Source organism: Pseudomonas sp. SM4 (genome assembly GCF_051913165.1).
Taxonomy (GTDB): Bacteria; Pseudomonadota; Gammaproteobacteria; order Pseudomonadales; family Pseudomonadaceae; genus Aquipseudomonas.
The window spans coordinates 504,100-527,425 of sequence record NZ_JBODOE010000003.1 but is presented as its reverse complement, the minus strand read 5'-3'; the positions used below and the strand labels follow the sequence as shown (position 1 = coordinate 527,425).

Sequence of the window (23,326 nt, the reverse complement as noted above, 5' to 3'; positions counted from 1 at the left end):
TCTTTGAAACAGACCCGCGAAAGGATCTCGAACATGCCCGCCACTTTCACCAAAAGCGCACTCTTGCTGAGCCTGTTACTCGGCCTCGGTCAGGCGCAGGCCGCCAGCCATGCTGAGCCCAACGTTGTCGCAGCGGCTCACGGCATTCCGCACCCGGCGGTGATCGCCCACCGTGGCGCGTCCTTCGATGCACCGGAATCCACCGCTGCCTCGTACAGACTGGCGCGTGATCTGGGTGCCGATTACCTGGAAATGGACTTGCAGCGCAGCAAGGACGGCGTGCTGTTCGCCCTGCACGACAACAACCTGCAACGCACCACTGACGTCGCGACCAAGTTCCCGGATCGCAAGGACAGCCCGGCCAATGCCTTCACCATGGCCGAACTGAAAACCCTCGACGCCGGCAGCTGGTACAACGCCAAATACCCGGATCGCGCGCGCCCGTCCTATGTCGGTCTGAAAATTCTGACCCTGGATGAAATCATCGACATCGCCCAGGCCAATGCACAGCACAAACCGGGCCTGTACATCGAGACCAAGGAGCCGCAACTGTTCCCCGGTATCGAGCACGATCTGAAAGAGAAACTGCAGGACCGTGGCTGGCTGAGCCCGGCTGGCTCCAAACTGGCGAAAAGCGCACTGGGCGTGGGTCAGGGCAAGGGCAAAGTGATTCTGCAAACCTTCGAGAAAAACAGCCTCGAACTGCTGCAGAAAGAAATGCCGCAAGTGCCGAAGATCCTCCTGTTGTGGGTCGGTGAAGGCGGCATGGACGCGAAGTCCAAGGTGACCTTCGCCGAGTCTGGCGAGAAGGACAAAAACGCCTACTACGGCAAGCAGGAACCGAAATCGGAAGCCGAGTTCAAGCAGTGGATCGACTACGCCAAGGCGCAGGGTGCAATCGGCACCGGACCGTCGGCGAAACTGACCCACGGCGGCGATCAGAGCTATTCGGATCTGGTGCAGCCGTGGATGAACAAGTACACCCACGATCAGGGTCTGTTGGTTCACGTTTACACGGTCGACGAGCCGGTGGACTTCGAGAAAGTCATGGCTGCCGGTGTCGACGGCATCTTCACCAACCGCGCCAGTGAACTGTTGAAGTTCTACAAACGCCCGGCGGCCGCCAGTGTCGATCAGCTGTTGAAGAACAATGGTTACTGAGTGACCGCACACACCGAGTGGACAGGCCGCCTCTGGCTGGGGCACGACTATGGCCTGATCCACGGAGTGTCGGGGCGCACCGCGCCCCATTCACACTATGCCCACCAGATCATCCTCGCCCCTGAGCGACCGGCAACGGTATGGCTCGAGGGCGAAACCGTCAGCACCTCGCAATTGCTGATCGCCTCCAACACGCGCCACGCCATTATCGATGCTCCGGATCCGCTGTTGACCGTGTATGCCGAACCGTTGATGTTCGCCGCGCCAACATTGCGCGAAGCGGTGTTCTGCGCCGAACTGTCGCTGCCGGCATTGGATCAAGCGCTACGCCAATGCCCGCGACGTTCGCTGAGTGATCCACGGATCGCACGGGCGCTGGCGGCCATCGACGCCTCGCTGACAGACAAAGTCGCCGCGCGGGCGGTGGCCGACACGGCGAATCTGTCCCTGAGCCAATTGCAACGGTTGCTGGTCGATCACGTCGGCTTACCCGTGCGCCGGTTGGTGCTGTGGCGGCGCCTGCGCATGGCGATGGCGTCGGTACTGGCGGGTGATGCGGTGACCATCGCTGCGCACAATGCAGGCTTCGCCGACTCGGCGCACTTCTCGCGCAGCCTGAAAAAACTCTTCGGTGTGACCGCGCGCCAGGCCTTGCAGCACATCGAACTGCAAATGCTCGATTGACTCAACGACGCAGCGCGGCGGGCACTGGTGGCTCGCGATTTAGCGTTACCGTGGCTAACGGATCAAGCAATTGCGCGACGTAGTCACGGGGAAAATCCGCTCGACTGCCGATCCCCAGATCGCCCGGCCCGATTCGATAATCCTCGGTATAAAACGCGGTGCCCAGCAGCCAGTCCCACAGGGTGAAGAACAGGCCGAAGTTGACGTCACCGGCGCGCCCGTACTTCATGTGATGAAAACGATGCAGTGGCGCCCAGGCAAAGATCCAGCGCAAATATCCGAGGCGCATGTCGACGTTTGAATGTTGCAGCAGCAGTTGAATCGCGATGGCAAACGCCAGCAGCGCCGCCACTGGCGAAGGAATGCCCAGCACCAGCAACGGCAGCAGCCCGGCTGACGCTTCCAGCAACTGATGCAGCGGATGCTTCATCAATCCGTTGAAGCCATATAAACGTTCTACGCTGTGATGCACCGCATGCAATCGCCACAGCCACGACACACGATGACTGGCGTAATGCATCAGGCTGATGCCTGCATCGGCAATCAATATCGCCAAGCCCAGTTGCAGCCAAAGCGGCCAGCCTTTGGGCCATACGCCGTCGATCGCCAGCAGTGCGACCAGCCCGGGCAAGGCGAGCAATCCCAGCGCACTCAAGGCTTCGTTGACCAGCGCATGCAGGATATCGCGCCGCCGATCACCGGACGCACGGTTCCAGCACACCTCATAGGGCAACGCCCATTCCGCCGCGAACGACACGGCCAGCGCCAACCCGAACAGCGGCAACAACGCCAGCGTCGAGACGTCGCTCAGCCACACCCCGGCGCCAATGAAGCCGGCCCAGAACAGCGGCGCATACACGCCCGCAAAGATACGTTTCATCTGCACCTCCATTGATCGAAGGCACAGCTTGAGATGTTCCGTTGTGCGGCAATTGAACAAACGACGCAATCGAGCGTGGTGTTTTTAAGGGTGAGTTAAGTTGCGGTGATTAACCTGAACTCACTCAAACAGCACACCGCTCCGACAAACATTAAAAGGATTGAACCGATGAAAACCTTGACTGCCCTGTTTACTGCCGCCGCCCTGACCCTGACTGCTGGCCTGGCCCAGGCTGATGTTCGCGTCGACCAGATCCCTGAACTGGTCAAGTCCGGCAAGATCAAGTCGCTGGAATCGATGAACGCCGAAGCGCTGAAACTGCACCCGGGTGCGACCATCACTGACACCGACCTGGATAACCACTTCAACGGTTACGAATACGAAGTCGAGCTGAAAACCGCTGACGGCAAAGAGTTCGATGTCGACTTCGACGCCACCACCGGCAAGGTGCTGAGCAACAAACAAGACACTTGATCGCCTGAATGAAAACACCTGCACGGTGATGAGTCGTGCAGGTGTTTTTTTGTTTTTACGAGGTCATTTAGAGGGTCATTCCAACACGTTCGAGAAAGACGAACTCGTACTGCTATTGAACGAGTGAACTTCAGCGCGAATCGTTTTTGAAGTGGCCACTACTCTTTCTTTCTGGTCATCATCGATGACAACAATTTTATAGCCAAAGTCGACCGTACCGACGACTTGATGCAGCTTCGACTTATCCAGAATCACATGCACGACAAAATGATCGCCTTCGCGGTAAACATGTCGGGCAACTTCGGTTTCGCCCATCGTAACGACGATGACTTCACCGAGTACAAAATCACGAGCTGGAATGGCAACTCTAGGTGTCAGGACATCAACTTCATTTGAATAGATAACTGTCTTTTGCCCCGCGACAAGACTCATTTGTAACAATTCTTCGGCCATTGCAGTTCTCCTGATAGGTTCGCAAATCACCATGCCCTGATCCGCCGGCATGTCAGGACTATCAGGCGCAGGCCGAAGACCGTCTACTGTCAGAAATTACAGGTGCAGACTCCTTCAGGCGTAAAGCCGCCGATAAAGCGACCAACGGTTATGCCGTTGTGCTGACCAGCGAGCCCGAACTGCTGCTGTCCGAATCCTGCAGCGCCTGCAGCAAGGCCGATGTGGCGGTTTGCAGCGAAGCCGAAGTGCTGGCTATCTGCGCCTGAGCGGCGGCGACGTCGGCGGCTTTGGCCTCCGAGCTTTCCTGCTTGGCCTGCGCCGCTTGCAGCGCTTGCTGTTGTTCCTGCAATTGCTTTTGCAGTTCGGCGATCTGCTTGCGCAGTTCTTTCACCGAATCCGATTCTTCGCTGCTGCTGGAACTGCTGCCACCCGCAGGCGCCGCGCCACCGGCCGCTTTCGGTGCGTCGGTGGCAGCCCCAGTGCTCGAAGAGGCGGCGGTTGCCGCGTCTTCGCTGACGTCGCTGATCGCGGTTTTGCTGGTCGAGGTGCTGAGGGTCTGGTTGATCGAAACAGAAGTGATGCTGACCATGGGAGTGCTCCAATGCCGGTGATAGATAACCGGTCATCGACCATGGCCGCCGCAAGTTGAGATCGACTGTGTAGCGACTCGGTATCCGAACCGGTACACAGTCAAAGGGTCACGCGCTCAGGCGTGCAGTGACTTCGTTCAGTTGCCCCGACAACCCGTGCAGGTTCTGGCTGGCGCTTTCGGTGCGCTGCACGTTGTCGAGGTTGGTGCTGGCGATCGAGGTGATCTCGGTGAGGTTGCGCGAGATATCCTCGGCCACCGAGGTCTGCTCTTCGGCAGCAGTCGCGATCTGACGGTTCATGTCGCGAATCGCCTCGACCGCGTGGGTGATGCGCTCCAGCATTGCGCCCGCCTGGGTCACTTGCTCGACGCTTTCATCACTGCGCGACTGACCGCTTTCAATCGCTTGCGCCGCGTCGACCGCACCGGTCTGCACGTTCTGAATGATCTGGTTGATCTCGATGATCGACTCAGCGGTGCGTTGGGCGAGGTTGCGCACCTCATCGGCGACCACCGCAAAACCACGCCCGGCTTCACCGGCGCGCGCCGCTTCGATCGCAGCGTTGAGTGCCAGCAAGTTGGTCTGCTCGGCAATCCCGCGAATCACTTCCAGCACTTTGCCAATGCGACCGCTGTCAGCTTCCAGACGCCGGATGACGGTCGCGGTGTTGGCGATTTCGCCGCGCATCTGCGTGATCGAATGGATGGTGCTCTGCATGACCTTTTCACCCTGCTGGGCAGACTGGTCGGCATCGTCGGCGGCACGTGCAGCATCGGCGGCATGACGTGCCACTTCCTGCGCGGTGGCGGACATTTCGTTCATCGCCGTGGCCACTTGATCGGTGCGGTTGAACTGCTCGTTGGTGCCACCGGCCATGGTCGTGGCGATCGCATTCAACTCGCCGCTGGCGCTGTCCAGATCGCTGGCGCTGCGTTGCAGACGGGTGAAGGTTTCGGCGAGGAAATCACGCAGGGTATTGGCCGCAGCGGCGAGGTTGCCCAACTCATCCTGGCGGTCGCTGACCACACGTTCAGCGAGTTTGCCGCGACTCAACTGAGTGACGTAGTCGATGAGCTTGCGAATCGGCTCGACCAGATTGCGGTTGACCAGCCACAGGCTCAGCAGGCCGATCACCACACCCGAAGCGAGCATCACCAACAGACCGAACAACACCGTGCGATCGGCCTCGGCACTGATCAGCGCCGATTGCTCGGTACCCTGCTTGCGCAACTCGGCGACCAGTTCGCTCATCTGGTCGCTGGCGGCGCGGTCGACACCTTTGACGGCGTTGTCGCCTGCGCTCGGATCGCCACCGGCAGCGACGTAGGCATCGCGGCCCTTCTGATAGGCGCTGCCCAACTGACGATGTTCTTCACGCAAACGTTCGATGCGCGATTTCAGGCTCGCTCGATGCCTTTCTGACCGGCCAGTTCACCGAGAATATTCTGTACATCGCGCTGACGGTCTTCGAACTGGCTCCAGTACTTGGCCAGGTCCGCCGGTTGTTTGCCGCGCAGCAAAACGTTTTTCCATTCCTGCACCTGCACCTTGAATTGCAGGTTGGCCTCATCGATCAGTTGCGAAGTGTGCAACGGGCCGGCGATCAACTGGCTGTAGCTTTGCACGCCGTTGGACAGAAAGTGAAAACAGGCCAGCGCGATCAACAACATCGCCAGCAGGCTGCCGCTCAGCAGGGCGAGAATTTGCGCTCTCAGGGATTTTTGCAGCATCACAGGTACTCATGACAGGGATGAGGCACGCCCAAAACGAGCGTGAAAAGTGGCCGGACTTCCCTGTCGGCGAACCTTGGCTCGAGGCCAATGGCGCGCAAGCTAACTCACCCGTGATCGGCGCGCCAGAGCGCTTCTTGAGATTTCCCCGACCGCTGGTAATGCGTTGATTTGACGTCATTTTGCTGTCACACAAACGTCATGTGACATTGCGATGATGCCGCTCAGGTGAACCTGAAATTCCCGCGCCAGCCGCCCTCTTCGCAGCGAGCCTTCATGAACCACAGCCTCGATATCAGCCATCGCGATCCTGATCTGTTTGGCCTGCTCTACGGCTTTCGTTTCCTGCCCGGCGAACGTGGCCGCGAAGTCGATTCGGCGACCGCTTTGCGCTGTTTGCAGGACGACAATGACAGTGACGAATTTCTCTGGCTGCATCTGAACCTGGCTCACGCCGCCTGTGAACGCTGGATGAAAAGTCATCTGCAATTGCCCGAAGAATTTTTCGAAGCGCTGCACGAAGGTTCGCGTTCGACGCGCATCGAACATGTCGACTCGGCGTTGTTGGCGGTGGTCAACGATGTGGTGTTCAACCTCAGCAGCATGGTCTCCTCCGACGTGTCGACACTGTGGGTCTGTGTGCGCAGCAAACTGATCGTCAGTGCGCGCTTGCAACCGCTGCATTCGGTGGACAAATTGCGCTCGTCGGTGAAGGCCGGCGAGCGCTTTCGTTCACCGTCGGAACTGCTGGTGCATCTGCTCCGTGATCAGGGTGAAGTGCTCACGCAGATCGTGCGCAAGACCAGCCTGAGCGTTGACCAGGTCGAGGACGAATTGCTCTCCTCACGGCTGTCGACTAACCGCGCCGAACTCGGTGCCAACCGCCGGGTGTTGGTGCGCTTGCAACGGTTGCTGGCGCTGGAGCCGGGCTCGTTGCTGCGTCTGCTCAATCGCCCGCCGCCGTGGTTGCAGACGGAGGACGTCAAGGAGTTGCGCAAGTCCACCGAAGAGTTTGCGCTGATCATCAACGACCTCACGGCGTTGGGTGAGCGGATCAAATTGCTCCAGGAAGAGATCGCCGCCAACCTCAACGAACAAAGCAACCGCACACTGTTTACTTTGACGGTGGTGACAGTCCTAGCGTTGCCGATCAACATCATTGCCGGTTTTTTCGGCATGAATGTCGGCGGCGTGCCGTTGTCGCAGGATCCGGAAGGGTTCTGGATATTGGTTGCGCTGGTGGCGACGTTTACCGTGATTGCCGGGCGTTGGGCGTTTCGTAAAAGAGGCGACTACTGACCCTTGTCCATCGCAGATCCATTGTGGAGACAGAGATCCCATTGTGGTGACAGGGAGCTGTCTTGGTGACACAGATCCATTGTGGTGACAGAGAGCTGTCTTGGTGACACAGATCCTGTGGCGAGGGGATTTATCCCCGATGGGTTGCGAAGCAGCCCCAAAACCATTCACCCCGGTTTTTCAGTTGAACCGCGTCTGCCGGATTTACGACTGCTGCGCAGCCGAACGGGGATAAATCCCCTCACCACAGGTAAATCATTGCTCCTGCGTCCTCCTTTCCCTTTAGATCAATGGTTGCGCTATTCATCCAAACACTGATCTGTCGCAGTCTCTCTGTAACATTCTGCAATGATCATGGGCGACATTCCTTCCCTCGCTCAGGATTGTCCTCCCATGGCTACTCCCTCCCTGACCGCCAGCTCGGCCTCCGCCGCCAGCGGCCGGCCGGCGCTCGACAAGAAAACCGGGCCGTTCACCTACGTGATTTTTTTCGCCGTGCTGGCAATGGGGATGCTGTTCACCGCCTACAGCCTGATGCACGACATGCACGAACTCGGCACGGTGGTCACCACGTGGACGCCGTTCCTGCTGCTCGGCGTGGCGCTGCTGATTGCGCTGGGCTTTGAGTTCGTCAACGGCTTCCACGACACCGCCAATGCCGTCGCAACCGTGATTTATACGCACTCGCTGCCGCCGAACGTCGCCGTAGTCTGGTCGGGGTTTTTCAACTTCCTCGGTGTGCTGCTGTCGAGCGGCGCGGTGGCGTTCGGCATCATCGCGTTGCTGCCGGTGGAGCTGATTCTGCAAGTCGGATCGTCTGCCGGGTTCGCGATGATCTTCGCCCTGTTGATCGCCGCGATCCTGTGGAACCTCGGCACCTGGTGGCTGGGTTTGCCGGCGTCGTCTTCGCACACGCTGATCGGCTCGATCATCGGCGTCGGTGTGGCCAATGCCTTGATGCATGGCCGCGACGGCACCAGCGGTGTCGACTGGGCGCAGGCGACGAAGATCGGTTACGCGTTGCTGCTGTCGCCGCTGGTGGGGTTCGGTTGTGCGGCGCTGTTGCTGCTGGCGTTACGCGCGTTCGTGAAAAATCGCTCGCTGTACAAGGCGCCGGAAGGCAACACCCCGCCGCCGTGGTGGATTCGCGGTTTGTTGATCTTGACCTGCACCGGCGTGTCCTTCGCTCACGGCTCCAACGACGGGCAGAAAGGCATGGGCCTGATCATGTTGATTCTGGTCGGCACGCTGCCGATGGCCTACGCGCTGAACCGCACCATGCCGGAAGAACAATCGCTGCAATTCGCCGCCGTGGCGCAAGTCACCCAGCAAGCGCTGGTGAAAAGTGCACCGCTGCCGACGCCAGCCGATCCACGCGCAGTGCTCTCCGACTACGTGCGCAGCAAGGACGCCACGCCGCAACTGATCCCCGCCCTCGCCGCCCTCACCGGGCACATCGGCGAAGAAGTCAGGGGCTACGGTTCGCTGGCGAAAGTCCCGGCCGAAGCCATGGGCAACGTGCGTAACGACATGTACCTGGCCAGCGAAAGCATTCGCCTGATGGACAAGAACAAGGTCGGCAATTTCGACGCCGACACCAGCAGCAAGCTGCAACTGTTCAAGCAACAGATCGACAACGCCACGCGGTTTATTCCGCTGTGGGTGAAGATCGCCGTGGCCATCGCGCTGGGGTTGGGCACCATGGTTGGCTGGAAGCGGATTGTCGTGACGGTCGGCGAGAAGATCGGCAAGACCCACCTGACGTATGCGCAGGGAGCTTCGGCGGAAACCGTGGCGATGCTGACCATTGGTGCGGCGGACATGTTCGGCTTGCCGGTGTCGACGACGCATGTGTTGTCCTCGGGTGTGGCCGGGACCATGGTCGCCAATGGCGGCGGCTTGCAGATGAAGACCATCCGCAATCTGCTGATGGCGTGGGTGCTGACATTGCCGGCGGCGATCCTGCTGTCGGGCAGCCTCTATTGGCTGTTCACCCAAATCTTCTGATGATTCCCCTGTAGGAGCTGCCGCAGGCTGCGATCTTTTGATCCTGTTTTTAAAGATCAAAAGATCGCAGCCTGCGGCAGCTCCTACAGTTGGATGGGTGGTATTGGTTAGAGGGCGGAGCGAATCAGATCGCCGAGCCAGTCCATGAATACCCGTACTCGCAGAGGTAAATGTCGCTGCCTGGCATAGAGCAATGAAATACCCATCGCCGGCGCGGTGAATTGCGGCAACACCGTCACCAACTCGCCATTGTCCAGATGCGGCTGCAACCCGGTTCGCGGCACTTGCGTCAGACCAAACCCGCCCAGGCACGCCGACTCATAAGCGTCAGTGCTGTTGACCGTCACGCTGCCGGCCATCGGCAAGCGCTTCACCTGACCGCCCTCCTCGTACACAAACCCTTCCGAACGCGAACCCAGCACGCCGACGTAATGCACCAGCCGATGCTGCGCCAAATCCTCCAGCGTCTGCGGCACGCCATAGCGCGCGAGGTACGCAGGGCTCGCGCAATTGACCATCGGGAAATCGCCGAGGTGCCGCGCCACCACCGATTGATCCGGCTGCGCGCCAATGCGCACCACGCAATCAAAGCCCTCGCTGAGCAGGTCGACGCGGCGGTCGGTGCTGCTGATTTCCAGTTCCAGATTCGGATGGCGATCAATGAATTGCGGCAGGCTCGGCATGACCAGACGCCGCGCGAGAATATTCGGCAGGTCGACACGAATGCGCCCGGTCAGCGACGCTTCGTCCTGACGAAACAAGCCTTCGATCTCGTCCATGTGCGAGAGCAGGTCTTTGCTGCGTTCGTACAACACCAGACCGTCCTGCGTCGCCTGCACCTTGCGCGTGGTGCGTTGCAGCAGGCGCGTGCCGAGCAACGCTTCCAGCGCTTGCACATGCTCGGACACGGTGGAGCGCGGCAGCCCGAGATTTTCCCCGGCGAGGGTGAAACTCGACAGTTCGCTGACCCGCACGAAGGTGCGCAGCAGTTCCAGTTTGTTCATGGCGGGCCTTTGATTGTTCGGATTAGCCGATCAGTGATTCCGATTTCAGTCTGTTTATCACCTCTCAGCGGATAAATAAACTGAGTCCCATCACCACCACTCATCGCAATCGAGGTAGTCCCATGAACCGCAAAATCGCATTGATCACTGGCGCCAGTCGTGGCCTGGGTAAGAACGCCGCCCTGCACTTGGCTGCCCAAGGCATCGACATCATCGGCACTTACCACAGCCGCGCCGATGAAGCGCAGGCGCTGGTCAGCGAACTGCAAGCACTCGGCGCCAAAGCCGTGATGCTGCAACTGGATGTTGGCCGCAGTGAAAGTTTTGCCGAGTTCGGTGCTCGGGTTGAGCAGGCGTTGCAGCAGACCTTCGAGCGTCAGCGTTTTGATTTCCTGATCAATAACGCCGGGGTCGGTCTGCATGTGAGCTTCGCCGAGACCAGCGTCGAGCAATTCGACATGCTGATGAACGTGCATTTCAAAGGGCCGTTCTTCCTGACGCAGCAACTGTTGCCGCTGATTAACGACGGCGGCCGGATCATCAACATTTCCAGCGGCCTCGCGCGTTTCACCATCCCGGGCGCCAGTGCTTATGCGGCGATGAAAGGCGCGATTGAAGTGCTCACCCGTTATCAGGCGAAAGAACTGGGCGCCCGGCAGATTGCCGTGAATACCTTGGCGCCCGGTGCGATTGAAACCGACTTTGGTGGCGGGACGGTTCGCGACAATGCGGCGGTGAATGCGATGGTCGCCGACAACACCGCGCTGGGTCGTGCCGGCCAGCCGGATGACATTGGCGGGGCATTGGCGTTGTTGCTGTCGCCGGGTGCGCAGTGGATCAATGGCCAACGCGTTGAAGCCTCCGGCGGCATGTTCCTCTAACTCACCGCACACACCTCCCCCTGTAGGAGCTGCCGAAGGCTGCGATCTTTTGATCTTGCTTTATAAGGGCAAGATCAAAAGATCGCAGCCTGCGGCAGCTCCTACAGGGGATGGGTCAGTTCTGGCAAACGCGGCGGGTCGTGAAGCGTTCGCGCAGCACGTCGTAGCCCCAGTGGTACACGTAGGTGTACGGCAGGAAGAACAGCAGCACGCCGATGTCGAGCAAAAACGCCTGCCACAGGCTGACCGACAGCCACCAGGCAATCAGCGGCACGCCCATTACGATCAAACCACCCTCGAACAGCAGCGCGTGCACCACCCGTACCCAGGCGTTGTGCGCGACGTTCATGCGTTCCAGCATACGGTCGAAGTAACGGTTGAACACCACGTTCCAGCCCAGCGCCAGCAGCGCGATCAACACCGTCACCGCGCCCATTTCAAGCATCGGTTTTTGCATGATCCACGCCAGCAGCGGGGTGCAGATCAGAATGGCCAGCAGTTCGAAACCAACGGCCTGGAAAATACGTTCAGTGATGGACTTATTGGTAGTCATGGTCTGACTCCTTAGTGAAGATGGTTGCCATGATCTATTCTCAAACCGATACTTCATAATCAATAACCATCGATCAGGGCGATAGTTGATGATCTCGCAAGAAGTGCTGTTGGCATTTGTCCAGGCGGCCACGCAAGGTTCGTTCTCCGCGGCGGCGCGCAAATTGGGACGTAGCCAGTCGACCATCAGCGCGGCGGTGGCAAGCATGGAGATTGATCTGGACCTGGTGCTGTTCGATCGCAGCAGCCGCAAACCGACGCTGACCCCGGCCGGGCACGTGATGCTGCAACGGGCGGAAGCGATTCTGGCGGCCAGCAGTCGCCTGGAAATGACCGCGCGGCAGTTGTCGCAAGGCGTTGAACCGAAACTGACCGTGGCGATTTCCGACACCTATCAGTCGTACCGTTTCGAAGCGGCGTTGGTGGGTTTTGAACAGCGCTATCCGGATCTGGAACTGGAGTGTTTGATTGCCGAATGTGAAGACCTGATCGAACTGGTGCAGCGCGGCCGCGCGCATCTGGCTTTCGCTGAAATGCAGGAGCACTACCCGCCGGATCTGGTGACGTCGACGGTGGCCGAGCGCACGGAAATCGCCTTGTTCGTCAATCGCGACCATGCGCTGGCCAAGCTTGATCACGTTGATCAGCACATCCTGGAACAGCATCGGGAGTTGCGCCTGGCAACCATCGTCAATCCGTATGACAGTCGCGGCAAAGGCCGGGTGTGGTCGGCGCCGAGTTATCTGATGCTGCTGGAAATGGCCGAAAAAGGCTTTGGCTGGGCGCCGTTACCGCGTTGGCTGGCGCAGCGCTTTGGCAATGATTTGTTAGTTGAACTGAAGGTGCGTGGCTGGCCCAAGCCGGTGTTTGTTGATGCCTTGTGGTCGCGGCTGTATCCGCCGGGGCCGGCGGGGAGCTGGTTGCTGAGCAAGATGTTGGAATAGCGGCGACGCCAATCGCTGGCAAGCCAGCTCCCACAGGTACCGAGGTGTTCATTGATTTTGTGTACGACGCAGACACTGTGGGAGCTGGCTTGCCTGCCCCCACAAATACCGAGGTGTTCATTGATTTTGTGTACGACGCGGACACTGTGGGAGCTGGCTTGCCAGCGATGGCGTCAGCCCAGACACCCTTATCAAGCCGCTTCGATCACCACCGGCCTATGGATTCAATAACGATCCTGCAAGTCGGTGAAACTCTCCAATATCCCCAATCAGTCCCCTCTCCCCCTGGGAGAGGGCTAGGGTGAGGGCAATTCCAGCGCCGAAAGCCGTCCTTCAATAAACCGCCGCTCCGGCTCTTGCCGTGTCAATTCCAAGGCCCGCACATACGCCACCCTCGCCTCCTCCACCCGACCCAACTGCCGACAAAACTCCGCCCGCGCCGAATGCGCCAAGTGGTAATCCTGCAACTCGCCCCGCGCCAAAATTCCTTCAATCAGATTCAACCCCGCCAACGCCCCATCGCGCTTGGCCACCGCCACGGCACGGTTCAACTCGATCACCGGCGAAGGCACCGCGCGCAACAGCACGTCATACAAACCGACGATCTGTTCCCAGTCGGTTTCTGCCGCTGACGGCGCTTCGGCATGCACCGCCGCAATCGCCGCTTGCAAACAATACGGCCCAAACCGCCGCGTGGTCAGCGCGCGCTCGACCAGCGCACAGCCTTCAGCAATCAACCCGGCATCCCAGCGCGAGCGATCCTGATCATCCAGCAACACCAGTTCACCGTCCGGCGAAGTCCGCGCCGATCGTCGCGATTCATGCAACAGCATCATCGCCAGCAGCCCCATCACTTCCGGTTCCGGCAGCAGCTCCATCAACAACCGCCCCAATCTGATCGCCTCGCGGGTCAAATCCTCGCGGGTCAGCTCCGCCCCGACCGACGCCGAATAGCCTTCGTTGAACACCAGATAAATCACCCGCAAGACGCTGTCGAGGCGCTCGGGCAATTCGCTCAGGCTCGGTACCTGATAAGGGATTTTCGCGTCACGGATCTTGGCTTTCGCGCGCACGATACGTTGCGCTATCGCCGCTGGCGCGGAGAGAAACGCACGAGCGATTTCCTCTGTGGTCAGGTCGCAGACTTCGCGCAAGGTCAGCGGCACTTGCGCATCCGCCGCCAGCGCCGGGTGGCAACAGGTGAAGATCAGCCGCAGACGATCGTCTTCCACGTCTTCGCCACTCCAGTCGGCCTGTTCGAGTTCTTCCAGTTGCGCCAATAACATTGGCTGCGAAGCTTTGAAGCGGGCACGGCGGCGCAACACATCAATCGCCTTGAAACGCCCGGTCGAGACCAGCCAGGTGCGCGGATTGTCCGGCACGCCGTCGCGCTGCCAGCGTTCGACCGCGACGAAGAACGCCTCGTGCAAGGCTTCTTCGGCGAGGTCAAAATCACCGAGCAGGCGAATCAGTGTCGCCAGAATCCGCCGCGAGTCTTCGCGATAGACCTGCTCGACCCGCGCCCGAACCTCAGACATTCAACTGCCGCACCGGGCGCACTTCAACGCTGCCGACCCGCGCCGCCGGAATGTTGCCGGCGACCTGAATGGCTTCGTTGAGATCCTTGGCGTCGATCAGGTAGAAACCGGCCAGTTGCTCCTTGGTTTCAGCGAACGGGCCATCGGTGATCGACAGTTTGCCGTTGCGCATACGCACCGTGGTGGCGGTCTGCACCGACTCCAGCGCCTCGGCGGCGACCATTCGCCCACTGCCCTGAATCGACTCGGCGTAGGCCCAGCATTCGGCGTCTTCCGGGCTGTCGGGCGATGAATGCAGCAGGCGCTCATCGCTGTAGACCAGGCATAAATACTTCATGGCGTTCTCCTGAAGCGGACGGTTCAACTATGGCTGAAGATCAGGGAGTCACATCAAACAGGGTCGCGCCGCTCATCGGATCGAACGGCGCCGACCAGTGTTCATGGGCGATTTCCCAGGCCCCGCCGACCTGCCGATAGCACGCAGTGACGCGCATCCAGCAGCTCTGGGTTTCGCCCTTGTCGTTGGTGCCACCGCAGTTGGCCACCCAATGGGCGAAGGCGATGTTGTCAGTGCTTTCGATGGCAATTTCGTGGAACTCGAAAATGTGCGGGCCGGGGCACATTTCCATGCATGCCACCCAGTGCGCGCGGTAGGCCGGTTTGCCCTTGAATTGCAGGGCCTTGATTGCGTCGAACGAGACGATGTCGTCGGCGTACAACGCCATGACTTTCTCCACGTCCTTGGTCATGACGGCTTCGCGGTAGGTATTGATCAGGGTCTGGATTTCAGCTTGTGCGCTCATGGTGTTCTCCGTGGTTTTTGTTGTGAAGACACCCTTAGTCGTTCGGCGATTGGGCAGATCGACAGACGAAACAAAAAATTTCCACCGAAGACAAAATCGCTAGAATCCGCGACTTACCTTGTAGGAAAAAGGAAATTCCCGTGTCAGCCCAACTCGTGCCGTACGACAGTCTCAACGCCTTGCAGCGTCAACAAGTCGAGGCGATTGAAATCCACGCCGAACAGATCAAGTTCTCCGGCGATATCCACGGTGCCTTGCACACACTGCTGTCGAAACCCGGCCCCGGCGTAAAGGGTTTTGCCTTGCTCGCGGACGAAGTGCCGGTCGCGTTTCTGCTGCTCAAGCGCCCGCCGGTGTTGCCAGCCTGGGCCGATGAACACAGCGCCACGTTGCATGCGTTGCAGGTTGATCGCCGGGCGCAGGGCAAGGGTTACGGCAAGGCATGTTTGCAAGCGCTGCCCGAGGTTGCGCGGCAGGCGTGGCCGGAGATCAAGGGGCTGGAATTGTCGGTGGATGCCGATAACGACGCGGCCATCGCGCTGTATGCAAAGTATGGCTACGTCGACAGCGGCGAAGCGTACAAGGGCCGGATCGGTTACGAACGGCGCATGGGGCTGTTTTTCTAAGTTATCGGGGGTGCAAGGATGATTGACTCAATCGAAGCGCTGGAAGCGATTTACGGACTGCCCCACGACCGCGCGGTGCGCAAGCAGATCGGTTTTCTCAACGAGGATTATCAGGCGATGGCGCGGGTTTCGCCGCTGGTGATCGTCAGTTCGGTGGGCGCCGATGGCCTGGATAATTCGCCACGCGGGGATGCGCCGGGGTTTGTGCGGATCATTGATCAAAACACCCTGGCCCTGCCGGACCGCCCGGGCAACAACCGCATCGATACCCTGCGCAATGTCCTGGAGGATTCGCGGGTGTCGCTGCTGTTCATCATTCCGGGGATTGGCGAGACGTTGCGGGTCAATGGCACGGCGGTGATCAGCGCTGAGCCGGCGCTGCTGGAGAGTTTTGCGGTGAATGGCAAACCGGCGAAAACCGTGTTGCTGGTGACGGTGGAAGCGGCGTTTTTCCATTGTTCAAAAGCGTTCGTCCGCTCGGATGCGTGGAATCCTGAAACGCATCTGCCGCGCTCGGCCCTGCCAAGCGCCGGCGCCTTCCACAAACGCCTGAATGACGGCGAGTTCGATGCCGATGCCTACGACCGGGAAGCGCCAAAACGGGTCACCGACACCCTCTACTGATACCCCCGTAAATGATCGTTCCCACGCTCTGCGTGGGAATGCAGCCGGGGACGCTCTGCGTCCCAAAGTCGTGACGCAGAGCGTCACAGGAGGCATTCCCACGCAGAGCGTGGGAACGATCAGGATCGGGGTTGAATCAGAGGGTGAGGATCATCTCGTGCCACGCCATGCCGCCGTGATCGGACTCCGACGGTTTGATGTAGGCGAAGCCAAACCCGGCGTACAGCGGGATGTGTATTTCTTTGCACATCAAATGAATCGTCGCTTTATCCATCCCGCGCATACGCTCGATGAACTCGGCCATCAAGCGCTTGGCCAAACCCTGCCCCTGATAATCCGGGTGCACCACCACCGACATGATCACCACGTTCGGCCCTTTCGGGTCATGGCCGATCAGTTCCTTGAATGCCTCGTCCGACATCTGCACGTCAAACGCCGCGCCGGAATTGACGAAGCCTGCGACCACGCCCTCCACCTCGGCGACGATAAAACCTTCCGGCCAGGTGGCAATACGCGTGGCGATCTTCTCGCGGGTGGCCGCTTCGTCGCCTTCGTAGGCAACGGTTTCGATGGCGTAGCAGCGATCCAGGTCGGCGGCGGTGACGTTGCGGATGAGGGTGTTCATGGCAGCTCGAAAATCAGCAGAAGAAAGTGCCGAAAGCATAAAGGAATAAGCGCCGCATATCGATGCACGCGGGCGGCGTAAAGCTTGCGTATAAGCGCTTTTCTTCGGGCTAGAGGGCGGCTAATGCTGTGAGCTGTCTCTGATCACCCGTGGGGGAAACCGCTTATGAGCAGCGTTGAGATTGGTCTGTTGATGGTGTTGGGCATCAGTACGTTCGGGTTCATAACACTGGCGATCGACCTGCTGCGCACACGGCGTAAACAGCGTTGATCGTATGAGGCGGATCAATGATCCGCCTCATGGTTGTCTGTTCAGGCTTTTTTGGAATCGACCGGCACACAGATTTCCAGTTTGCCGGTGTGCAGACGCGGATTGAAATCGGCGCTGTAACGCTCCAGTTCCGGGGCGTTGAGCTCCACGTAGTGAGAGGTCGGCAACCAGGTCTTGTAGATGTATTGCAGGGTTTGCGGCAACTGATCGAGCGGCCCCTGGTGTTCAAACACCGCGTACTGGCGGGGCAGCACCTCGACCCACTGGTAGACCTTCTGGTCGAGATCATCGAGCTTGCTGATTTCCACCCCGGCGATGTAATCGAAGCCACCCTTGCCGTCGAAGTTACTGCAGACGCCGTAGGTCACTTCGTTTTTTTGCCCCGGTATCTTTCCCAGGTGCGGCAAGAACTTTTCCCACAGCGTCGGGATGTCCTTTGCGCTGTCTTGGGTAAATCGACCGCGAAAACCTGCAATCAGCAGGAAGTGTCCATGTTCGAAGCGAGGTTCAGCCACTTCGACGCGTTTTTGCTCATCCATGACTCGACTCCTGGCACAAAAAAAGGGGTTCGGCTGGGAGTATAGAAAGCCCAATCCAATTCGCACGCCTACAACGTGTGCAACTGCTCGACGGCACCGGAACCGACGAATTCGTTATAGCCAGATACGATCACGTACACCGCGAAATAGCAGAAGATCGCTGCAGATGCCATGTAGGAGTAACGCAGAAGCTTGTCACCGAGCAGCTTGCCACCGTGACTCGCGGCGAAGCACAAACCGGCCGACCACAGCAGCCCGGCGCAGAGGAAACCGCCAAGGAACAACGCCGAACTCAAAGGGCCGCCGCCCCCGGAACGAGCAATCAAGGTGCCACCGACCGCTGCAAACCAGAGAATCGCGCTCGGCGACGACATGGCGAGAAAAATCCCACGAAAGAATTCCTTGCGATGAGAGTTCTGCCCTACTTCCGCCGTGGCCGCCAACTGCGCTTCGTGATGGATCGCCGAGTAAATCATCTTCGCCGCAAAGTAGATCAGCAGCACCGAGCCGCCGATCCACAGTACCCAGCGCACGGTTTCGTATTGCAGCAGCACCGTCATCCCGGCCAGCGCCAGCACCGCGTAAATCAAGTCGCCGACGCACGTGCCGAGGCCCAGCGCGAAGCCTTGAAAGTAACCGCGCTGCATCGCCAATGTGATCATCGCGATGTTGGCCACGCCGATATCCAGGCACAGCGAAAGGCTCAGCAAAAAGCCGCTGGTGAATTCCATCTACCGATTTCCTTGGGACAAAATTGTTTACAAACGGGCTGGACAGTATGCCATCACTGACCTTATCTTCCGCCACAGGTCACCGCAGTGACCAGCGTCGCTCGGACGGTTCCGGGCGCTTACGTTATCCGAGGCAACAATGGCTGAACAAGGTTCGCCGCGCCGCTTTGCGCGCATAGATCGACTCCCCCCTTACGTTTTCAACATCACCGCCGAGCTGAAAATGGCCGCGCGTCGTCGTGGTGAAGACATCATCGACTTGAGCATGGGCAACCCCGACGGCGCCACGCCGCCGCACATTGTCGAAAAACTCGTACAGGTTGCCCAACGCGACGACACCCACGGTTACTCCACATCCAAGGGCATTCCGCGCCTGCGCCGGGCGATTTCCAACTGGTACAAGCAGCGCTACGAGGTCGATATCGACCCGGAAAGCGAAGCCATCGTCACCATCGGTTCCAAGGAAGGCCTGGCGCATTTGATGCTGGCGACTCTGGATCAGGGCGACACCGTATTGGTGCCGAACCCGAGCTACCCGATTCACATCTACGGTGCGGTGATTGCCGGTGCCCAGGTGCGTTCGGTGCCGCTGGTGCCCGGTGTGGACTTCTTCGATGAGTTGGAACGGGCAATTCGCGGCTCGATTCCGAAACCGAAAATGATGATCCTCGGCTTCCCGTCGAACCCGACTGCGCAGTGCGTGGAACTGGATTTCTTCGAACGGGTGATCGCCCTCGCCAAGCAGTACGACGTGCTGGTAATTCACGATCTGGCCTACGCCGACATCGTCTATGACGGCTGGAAAGCGCCGTCGATCATGCAGGTGCCGGGCGCCAAGGACATCGCGGTGGAGTTTTTCACCTTGTCCAAGAGTTACAACATGGCGGGTTGGCGCATCGGTTTCATGGTCGGTAATCCGGAACTGGTCAACGCCCTCGCGCGGATCAAGAGCTACCACGACTACGGCACCTTTACTCCGCTGCAAGTCGCGGCGATTGCCGCGCTGGAAGGCGATCAGCAGTGCGTGCGCGACATCGCCGAGCAGTATCGCCAGCGTCGTAATGTGCTGGTGAAAGGTCTGCATGAACTGGGCTGGATGGTCGAGAATCCGAAGGCGTCGATGTACGTCTGGGCGAAGATCCCCGAGCAGTACGCGCATCTGGGCTCGCTGGAATTTGCCAAAAAGCTGCTGGCCGAGGCCAAGGTCTGTGTTTCGCCAGGGGTGGGGTTTGGTGAGTACGGCGATGATCACGTGCGCTTCGCGCTGATCGAAAACCAGGACCGCATTCGCCAGGCTGTACGCGGGATTCGCGGCATGTTCCGGGCCGATGGCCTGGCCCCGAAAACCTCCGCCTGACGCACTGATCGTTCCCACGCTCCGCGTGGGAATGCAGCCCGGGGCGCTCCGCGTCCCAAAGCGGACGCAGAGCGTCCATTGAGGCATTCCCACGCAGAGCGTGGGAACGATCACCCACAAAAAAACCGCATCGCTGCGGTTTTTTTGTGTCTGCAAGAAGCTGTTTACACGAACAGCGACAGCAGCAGGATGAAGCCCAACGCAACCACCGAGAGGATCGTTTCCATCGCCGTCCAGGTCTTGAACGTCTCGGCCACGGTCATGTTGAAGTATTGCTTCACCAGCCAGAAACCGGCGTCGTTCACGTGCGACAGGATCAGCGAACCGGCGCCGGTAGCGAGTACCAGCAGCTCACGGTTAACGCCCGGAATCATCCCCACCACCGGCACCACAATGCCCGCGCCCGTGATGGTCGCCACAGTCGCCGAACCGGTCGCGATACGAATCACCGCCGCCACCAGCCACGCCAGCAGGATCGGCGAGATTTGCGCGCTGACGGCCATGTGGCCGATCACGTCGCCCACACCGCTGGTCACCAGCATCTGCTTGAAGCCACCGCCGGCACCGATGATCAAAATGATCGCGGCGGTTGGCGCCAGGCTCGCATCCAGCCACTTGAGCATTTGTTGCGAACCGATGCCTTGCTTGTGCCCGAAGGTGTACAGCGACAGCAACAACGCCAGCAACAGCGCCGAGATCGGATGACCGATCATGTCCATCCAGGTGCGGAAGAAGTGACCGTCCGGCAGCGCAACGTCAGCAAAGGTTTTCAGCAGCATCAGGAACACCGGCAGCAGCACGGTGATCAGGGTGATGCTGAAGCTCGGCAGCGTGGTCGAGTCGTCGTTTTCGCGGGCCAGTTGATCGACCAGTTCCTGATTCGGCGTGCCCGGAATGTGCTTGGCGATGAACGTACCGAAGATCGGACCGGCAATGATCGCGGTTGGCAGCGCCACGATCAGACCATAAAGAATGGTCTTGCCGATGTCCGCGCCGAACACGCCGATGGCCAGCAGCGGGCCCGGGTGCGGCGGCACCAGGCCGTGCACGGCGGAGAGGCCGGCGAGCAAAGGGATACCGATCTTGATGATCGACACGCCGGTACGTCGCGCAACGATGAACACCAACGGAATCAGCAGAACAAAACCGATTTCGAAGAACAGCGGAATGCCCACCAGGAAAGCGGCAAACATCATCGCCCACTGGACTTTGTCTTTACCGAATGCACGGATCAAGGTCTGGGCGATCTGATCCGCCCCGCCCGACTCGGCCATCATTTTGCCGAGCATGGTGCCCAGCGCGAGGATGATGCCGACGAAACCGAGCACGCCACCGAAGCCGTCCTGGAACGCTTTGATGATGGTGCCGATCGGCATGCCCGACGTCAGGCCGAGGAACGCGGCGGCGATGGTCAGGGAAATAAATGGGTGAATCTTGAATTTGGTGATCAGGATAATCAGGCCGATTACCGTGACCACTGCATCGAGCAGCAGGAACGTCTCATGGGACATGCCAAACATTGGGGGTGTCTCCTGGATTGTTGTTGTTATTAAAGCGGGTTAAACAGAAGTCGTGAGGACTGCGCTAGCTCTTTCAACACACTCATACCACCTGCTTCAGACCGTGGGCCTGCCACCAGACGTGAGCCTGAGACGCCAGTTCTTCAACACTGTGAATCGAAGCATTCAGCGCCAACGTCAGCGGTTCGCCCTTGGGCGATTCGAGCGTGGCGAACTGGCTTTCGATCAACGTGGCGGGCATAAAGTGGCCCGGACGGTGGGACACACGTTCAGCGGCAACTTCAGGGGTCAATTCAAGAAACACGAAACCCAGGCCCGGCAAGGCACTGCGCAACACTTCGCGATAACTGTGTTTAAGGGCCGAGCAGGTCAGCACCGGGCGTTTGCCCGACGCATCGACGCGACGCAGTTCATCGCACAGGCTGTCGAGCCAGCCGGCACGGTCGTCGTCGTTCAGGGGGATCCCCGCGCTCATCTTTTCGATGTTCGCGGCCGGATGAAAAGTATCGCCTTCAATGGCAGTGGCGCCGCTCAATTGGCACAGGGCCTCGCTGACGCACGTCTTGCCGCAACCGGCAACGCCCATGATGACCAGGGCGGTGATGGGATGACTCATATAACACCTCAGCGCGCAGACAGCGCTACCTTTGCTAGCTATGACTCTAGTGCACAGGCAGAAGTTGCCGACGCCTTCTTGTCGTTTTTTTGGGTTGCAGCAGGTTTGCGCCCAACGCCAAAAAGCGAAGATCAGGCAGGACCTCGCTTACGCATTTACAGCTGCATCAGGACAGCGCTACCTTAGTGCCTTGATTTTTGTTTGGCAAGCCGTCGATGACCACCCCTAAAAACGATAAAAACACTCGCACCACCGGCCGTCCCACCCTCAATGAAGTTGCCCGCCTGGCCGGCGTCAGCCCGATTACCGCCTCCCGCGCCTTGCGTGGGGTCAGCACGGTCGCCACCGAACTGGTGGAAAAAGTGCAAAAAGCCGCCAGTGAACTCAACTATGTGGTCAACCCTGCTGCCCGCGCCTTGGCCTCGGCGCAGAGCCATTCTGTGGTGGTGTTGGTCCCTTCGCTGTCCAACCTGTTGTTCATCGATACGCTGGAAGCCATTCATCGGGTGCTGACGCCCAAGGGCTTCGAAGTGTTGATCGGCAACTTCCACTATTCCCGCGATGAAGAAGAAAACCTGCTGCGCAACTACCTGGCTTATCAGCCGCGAGGGTTTCTGCTGACCGGGTTTGATCGCACCGAAAGTTCACGGCGCATGATCGAGGCCAGCAACATTCCCTGCGTGTACATGATGGAACTGGACAGTGCTGCCGGGGTGAATTGTGTTGGTTTCTCGCAACTGAGTGCCGGTGAGACAGCGGCAGAGCATTTGCTCTCACGCGGGCGCAAGCGCTTGGCGTATATCGGCGCGCAGCTCGATCAACGCACGTTGTTGCGTGGCGAGGGCTTCCGCAAGGCGCTGCAAAAGGCCGGGCGTTACGACCCGGATCTGGAAGTGCTGACGCCGCGTTCGTCGTCCGTGGGTTTGGGTGGCGAGTTGTTCCTGCAACTGTTGGCGGCACACCCGGATGTCGATGCGATCTTCTTCGGTAACGACGACCTCGCACAGGGCGCGCTGCTCGAAGCATTGCGCAACGGCATCAGGATTCCCGAGCAGGTGGCAATTCTCGGTTTCAACGACTTGCCGATGTCCGAGCACATGGTCCCGCGCCTGAGCAGTATCAACACCCCACGCGAGGCGATTGGCCGACGTGCAGCGGAGCAAATGCTGACGCTGATGGCCGGCAACAATGTCGCGCGGCCGGTCGAAGACATGGGCTTCGAACTGAAAATCCGCGAAAGCACCTGATCCCACAGGTTTTTGTGGTGGGCACAAATCCCGGGGTGAAACACGATCCCGGTAGGAGCTGCCGCAGCCTGCGATCTTTTGATCTGATCTTTTAGAATCAACATCAAAAGATCGCAGCCTTCGGCAGCTCCTACAGGGGGTTACCCGATGGCTCCCACAGGTTTTTGTGGT

Annotated in this window: 24 protein-coding genes and 1 pseudogene; 11 read left to right on the top strand and 14 right to left on the bottom strand. The window is 59.4% G+C overall.

Going from position 1 to position 23,326, the window contains the following annotated elements; genetic code table 11:
- Positions 1–33: 33 nt before the first annotated feature.
- On the top strand, positions 34–1,161 hold the full coding sequence (locus tag ACQ4MY_RS08090) for a glycerophosphodiester phosphodiesterase (protein ID WP_008084888.1): 1,128 nt from the start codon (positions 34–36) through the stop codon (positions 1,159–1,161).
- The gene (locus ACQ4MY_RS08085) at positions 1,162–1,845 is read left to right on the top strand and encodes a helix-turn-helix domain-containing protein (RefSeq protein ID WP_440094705.1); all 684 of its coding nucleotides are present in this window, start codon (positions 1,162–1,164) and stop codon (positions 1,843–1,845) included.
- A 1-nt stretch (position 1,846) separates the two neighbouring features.
- On the opposite strand, the gene ACQ4MY_RS08080 is transcribed toward ACQ4MY_RS08085, so the two are convergent.
- The gene (locus ACQ4MY_RS08080) at positions 1,847–2,725 is read right to left on the bottom strand and encodes a sterol desaturase family protein (RefSeq protein WP_440094704.1); all 879 of its coding nucleotides are present in this window, start codon (positions 2,723–2,725) and stop codon (positions 1,847–1,849) included.
- A 168-nt stretch (positions 2,726–2,893) separates the two neighbouring features.
- On the opposite strand from ACQ4MY_RS08080, the gene ACQ4MY_RS08075 reads away from it, so the two are divergent.
- Positions 2,894–3,199, top strand: a complete 306-nt coding sequence (locus tag ACQ4MY_RS08075) for a PepSY domain-containing protein (RefSeq protein WP_007917758.1) — start codon at positions 2,894–2,896, stop codon at positions 3,197–3,199.
- Between the two features lie 75 nt (positions 3,200–3,274).
- Here the strand turns inward: ACQ4MY_RS08075 and ACQ4MY_RS08070 are convergent, their stop codons facing one another.
- From ACQ4MY_RS08070 to ACQ4MY_RS08060, 3 genes and pseudogenes are all read right to left on the bottom strand, one after another.
- The gene (locus tag ACQ4MY_RS08070; protein ID WP_440094702.1) at positions 3,275–3,652 is read right to left on the bottom strand and encodes a hypothetical protein; all 378 of its coding nucleotides are present in this window, start codon (positions 3,650–3,652) and stop codon (positions 3,275–3,277) included.
- Between the two features lie 148 nt (positions 3,653–3,800).
- Positions 3,801–4,241, bottom strand: a complete 441-nt coding sequence (locus ACQ4MY_RS08065; RefSeq protein ID WP_440094700.1) for a hypothetical protein — start codon at positions 4,239–4,241, stop codon at positions 3,801–3,803.
- Between the two features lie 109 nt (positions 4,242–4,350).
- Positions 4,351–5,975 (bottom strand): annotated as a pseudogene (locus tag ACQ4MY_RS08060) (methyl-accepting chemotaxis protein).
- A gap of 273 nt (positions 5,976–6,248) precedes the next feature.
- Here ACQ4MY_RS08060 and ACQ4MY_RS08055 point away from each other — a divergent pair.
- Positions 6,249–7,271: a transporter gene (locus ACQ4MY_RS08055; protein ID WP_440094698.1), complete on the top strand. Its 1,023-nt coding sequence runs from the start codon at positions 6,249–6,251 to the stop codon at positions 7,269–7,271.
- Between the two features lie 393 nt (positions 7,272–7,664).
- Positions 7,665–9,278, top strand: a complete 1,614-nt coding sequence (locus ACQ4MY_RS08050; RefSeq protein ID WP_440094696.1) for an inorganic phosphate transporter — start codon at positions 7,665–7,667, stop codon at positions 9,276–9,278.
- Between the two features lie 107 nt (positions 9,279–9,385).
- On the opposite strand, the gene ACQ4MY_RS08045 is transcribed toward ACQ4MY_RS08050, so the two are convergent.
- Positions 9,386–10,282, bottom strand: coding sequence for a LysR family transcriptional regulator (locus ACQ4MY_RS08045; RefSeq protein ID WP_440094695.1), 897 nt, complete (start codon positions 10,280–10,282; stop codon positions 9,386–9,388).
- A gap of 122 nt (positions 10,283–10,404) precedes the next feature.
- Between ACQ4MY_RS08045 and ACQ4MY_RS08040 the strand changes: the two genes are divergently transcribed.
- Positions 10,405–11,163 carry an SDR family NAD(P)-dependent oxidoreductase gene (locus tag ACQ4MY_RS08040; protein WP_440094693.1) on the top strand — a complete coding sequence of 253 codons (759 nt, stop codon included), beginning with the start codon at positions 10,405–10,407 and terminating at the stop codon, positions 11,161–11,163.
- A 115-nt stretch (positions 11,164–11,278) separates the two neighbouring features.
- On the opposite strand, the gene ACQ4MY_RS08035 is transcribed toward ACQ4MY_RS08040, so the two are convergent.
- Positions 11,279–11,716, bottom strand: coding sequence for a multidrug/biocide efflux PACE transporter (locus ACQ4MY_RS08035; protein WP_440094692.1), 438 nt, complete (start codon positions 11,714–11,716; stop codon positions 11,279–11,281).
- A gap of 88 nt (positions 11,717–11,804) precedes the next feature.
- Here ACQ4MY_RS08035 and ACQ4MY_RS08030 point away from each other — a divergent pair, with 88 nt between their 5' ends.
- Positions 11,805–12,659, top strand: coding sequence for a LysR family transcriptional regulator (locus ACQ4MY_RS08030; RefSeq protein WP_440094690.1), 855 nt, complete (start codon positions 11,805–11,807; stop codon positions 12,657–12,659).
- A 296-nt stretch (positions 12,660–12,955) separates the two neighbouring features.
- Here ACQ4MY_RS08030 and ACQ4MY_RS08025 read toward each other — a convergent pair whose 3' ends face one another.
- From ACQ4MY_RS08025 to ACQ4MY_RS08015, 3 genes are read right to left on the bottom strand one after another with little or no spacing between them, the layout of a single operon-like run.
- Positions 12,956–14,197 (bottom strand): RNA polymerase sigma factor, encoded by a 1,242-nt coding sequence (locus tag ACQ4MY_RS08025; RefSeq protein WP_008081986.1) that lies wholly within the window; start codon positions 14,195–14,197, stop codon positions 12,956–12,958.
- Positions 14,190–14,534: a YciI family protein gene (locus ACQ4MY_RS08020; protein ID WP_008081988.1), complete on the bottom strand. Its 345-nt coding sequence runs from the start codon at positions 14,532–14,534 to the stop codon at positions 14,190–14,192. The genes ACQ4MY_RS08025 and ACQ4MY_RS08020 overlap by 8 nt, the downstream gene beginning before the upstream one ends.
- Positions 14,535–14,574: 40 nt before the next feature.
- The gene (locus ACQ4MY_RS08015; protein WP_440094688.1) at positions 14,575–15,000 is read right to left on the bottom strand and encodes a YybH family protein; all 426 of its coding nucleotides are present in this window, start codon (positions 14,998–15,000) and stop codon (positions 14,575–14,577) included.
- Positions 15,001–15,140: 140 nt separating this feature from the next.
- Here ACQ4MY_RS08015 and ACQ4MY_RS08010 point away from each other — a divergent pair, with 140 nt between their 5' ends.
- The gene (locus ACQ4MY_RS08010; protein WP_440094686.1) at positions 15,141–15,626 is read left to right on the top strand and encodes a GNAT family N-acetyltransferase; all 486 of its coding nucleotides are present in this window, start codon (positions 15,141–15,143) and stop codon (positions 15,624–15,626) included.
- Positions 15,627–15,644: 18 nt separating this feature from the next.
- Entirely contained in the window at positions 15,645–16,250 is a 606-nt protein-coding gene (locus ACQ4MY_RS08005) for a pyridoxamine 5'-phosphate oxidase family protein (RefSeq protein ID WP_440094684.1), read from the top strand.
- Between the two features lie 136 nt (positions 16,251–16,386).
- On the opposite strand, the gene ACQ4MY_RS08000 is transcribed toward ACQ4MY_RS08005, so the two are convergent.
- The 3 genes from ACQ4MY_RS08000 to ACQ4MY_RS07990 form a co-directional block, all read right to left on the bottom strand.
- A complete protein-coding gene (locus tag ACQ4MY_RS08000) occupies positions 16,387–16,875 on the bottom strand; it encodes a GNAT family N-acetyltransferase (RefSeq protein WP_440094683.1) in 489 nt (162 codons plus the stop codon).
- Between the two features lie 311 nt (positions 16,876–17,186).
- Positions 17,187–17,684, bottom strand: a complete 498-nt coding sequence (locus ACQ4MY_RS07995) for a GyrI-like domain-containing protein (RefSeq protein WP_008082012.1) — start codon at positions 17,682–17,684, stop codon at positions 17,187–17,189.
- A gap of 68 nt (positions 17,685–17,752) precedes the next feature.
- Positions 17,753–18,415, bottom strand: a complete 663-nt coding sequence (locus tag ACQ4MY_RS07990; RefSeq protein WP_440094680.1) for a LysE family translocator — start codon at positions 18,413–18,415, stop codon at positions 17,753–17,755.
- Between the two features lie 139 nt (positions 18,416–18,554).
- Here ACQ4MY_RS07990 and alaC point away from each other — a divergent pair, with 139 nt between their 5' ends.
- Entirely contained in the window at positions 18,555–19,772 is a 1,218-nt protein-coding gene (gene alaC / locus ACQ4MY_RS07985) for an alanine transaminase (RefSeq protein WP_440094678.1), read from the top strand.
- 164 nt (positions 19,773–19,936) lie between these two features.
- Here the strand turns inward: alaC and ACQ4MY_RS07980 are convergent, their stop codons facing one another.
- Together ACQ4MY_RS07980 and ACQ4MY_RS07975 are read right to left on the bottom strand one after the other, a co-directional pair.
- Entirely contained in the window at positions 19,937–21,292 is a 1,356-nt protein-coding gene (locus ACQ4MY_RS07980) for a GntP family permease (RefSeq protein WP_440094676.1), read from the bottom strand.
- Between the two features lie 82 nt (positions 21,293–21,374).
- Entirely contained in the window at positions 21,375–21,908 is a 534-nt protein-coding gene (locus ACQ4MY_RS07975) for a gluconokinase (protein WP_440094674.1), read from the bottom strand.
- A 215-nt stretch (positions 21,909–22,123) separates the two neighbouring features.
- Here ACQ4MY_RS07975 and ACQ4MY_RS07970 point away from each other — a divergent pair, with 215 nt between their 5' ends.
- A complete protein-coding gene (locus tag ACQ4MY_RS07970) occupies positions 22,124–23,155 on the top strand; it encodes a LacI family DNA-binding transcriptional regulator (protein WP_008082021.1) in 1,032 nt (343 codons plus the stop codon).
- Positions 23,156–23,326: the final 171 nt, after the last annotated feature.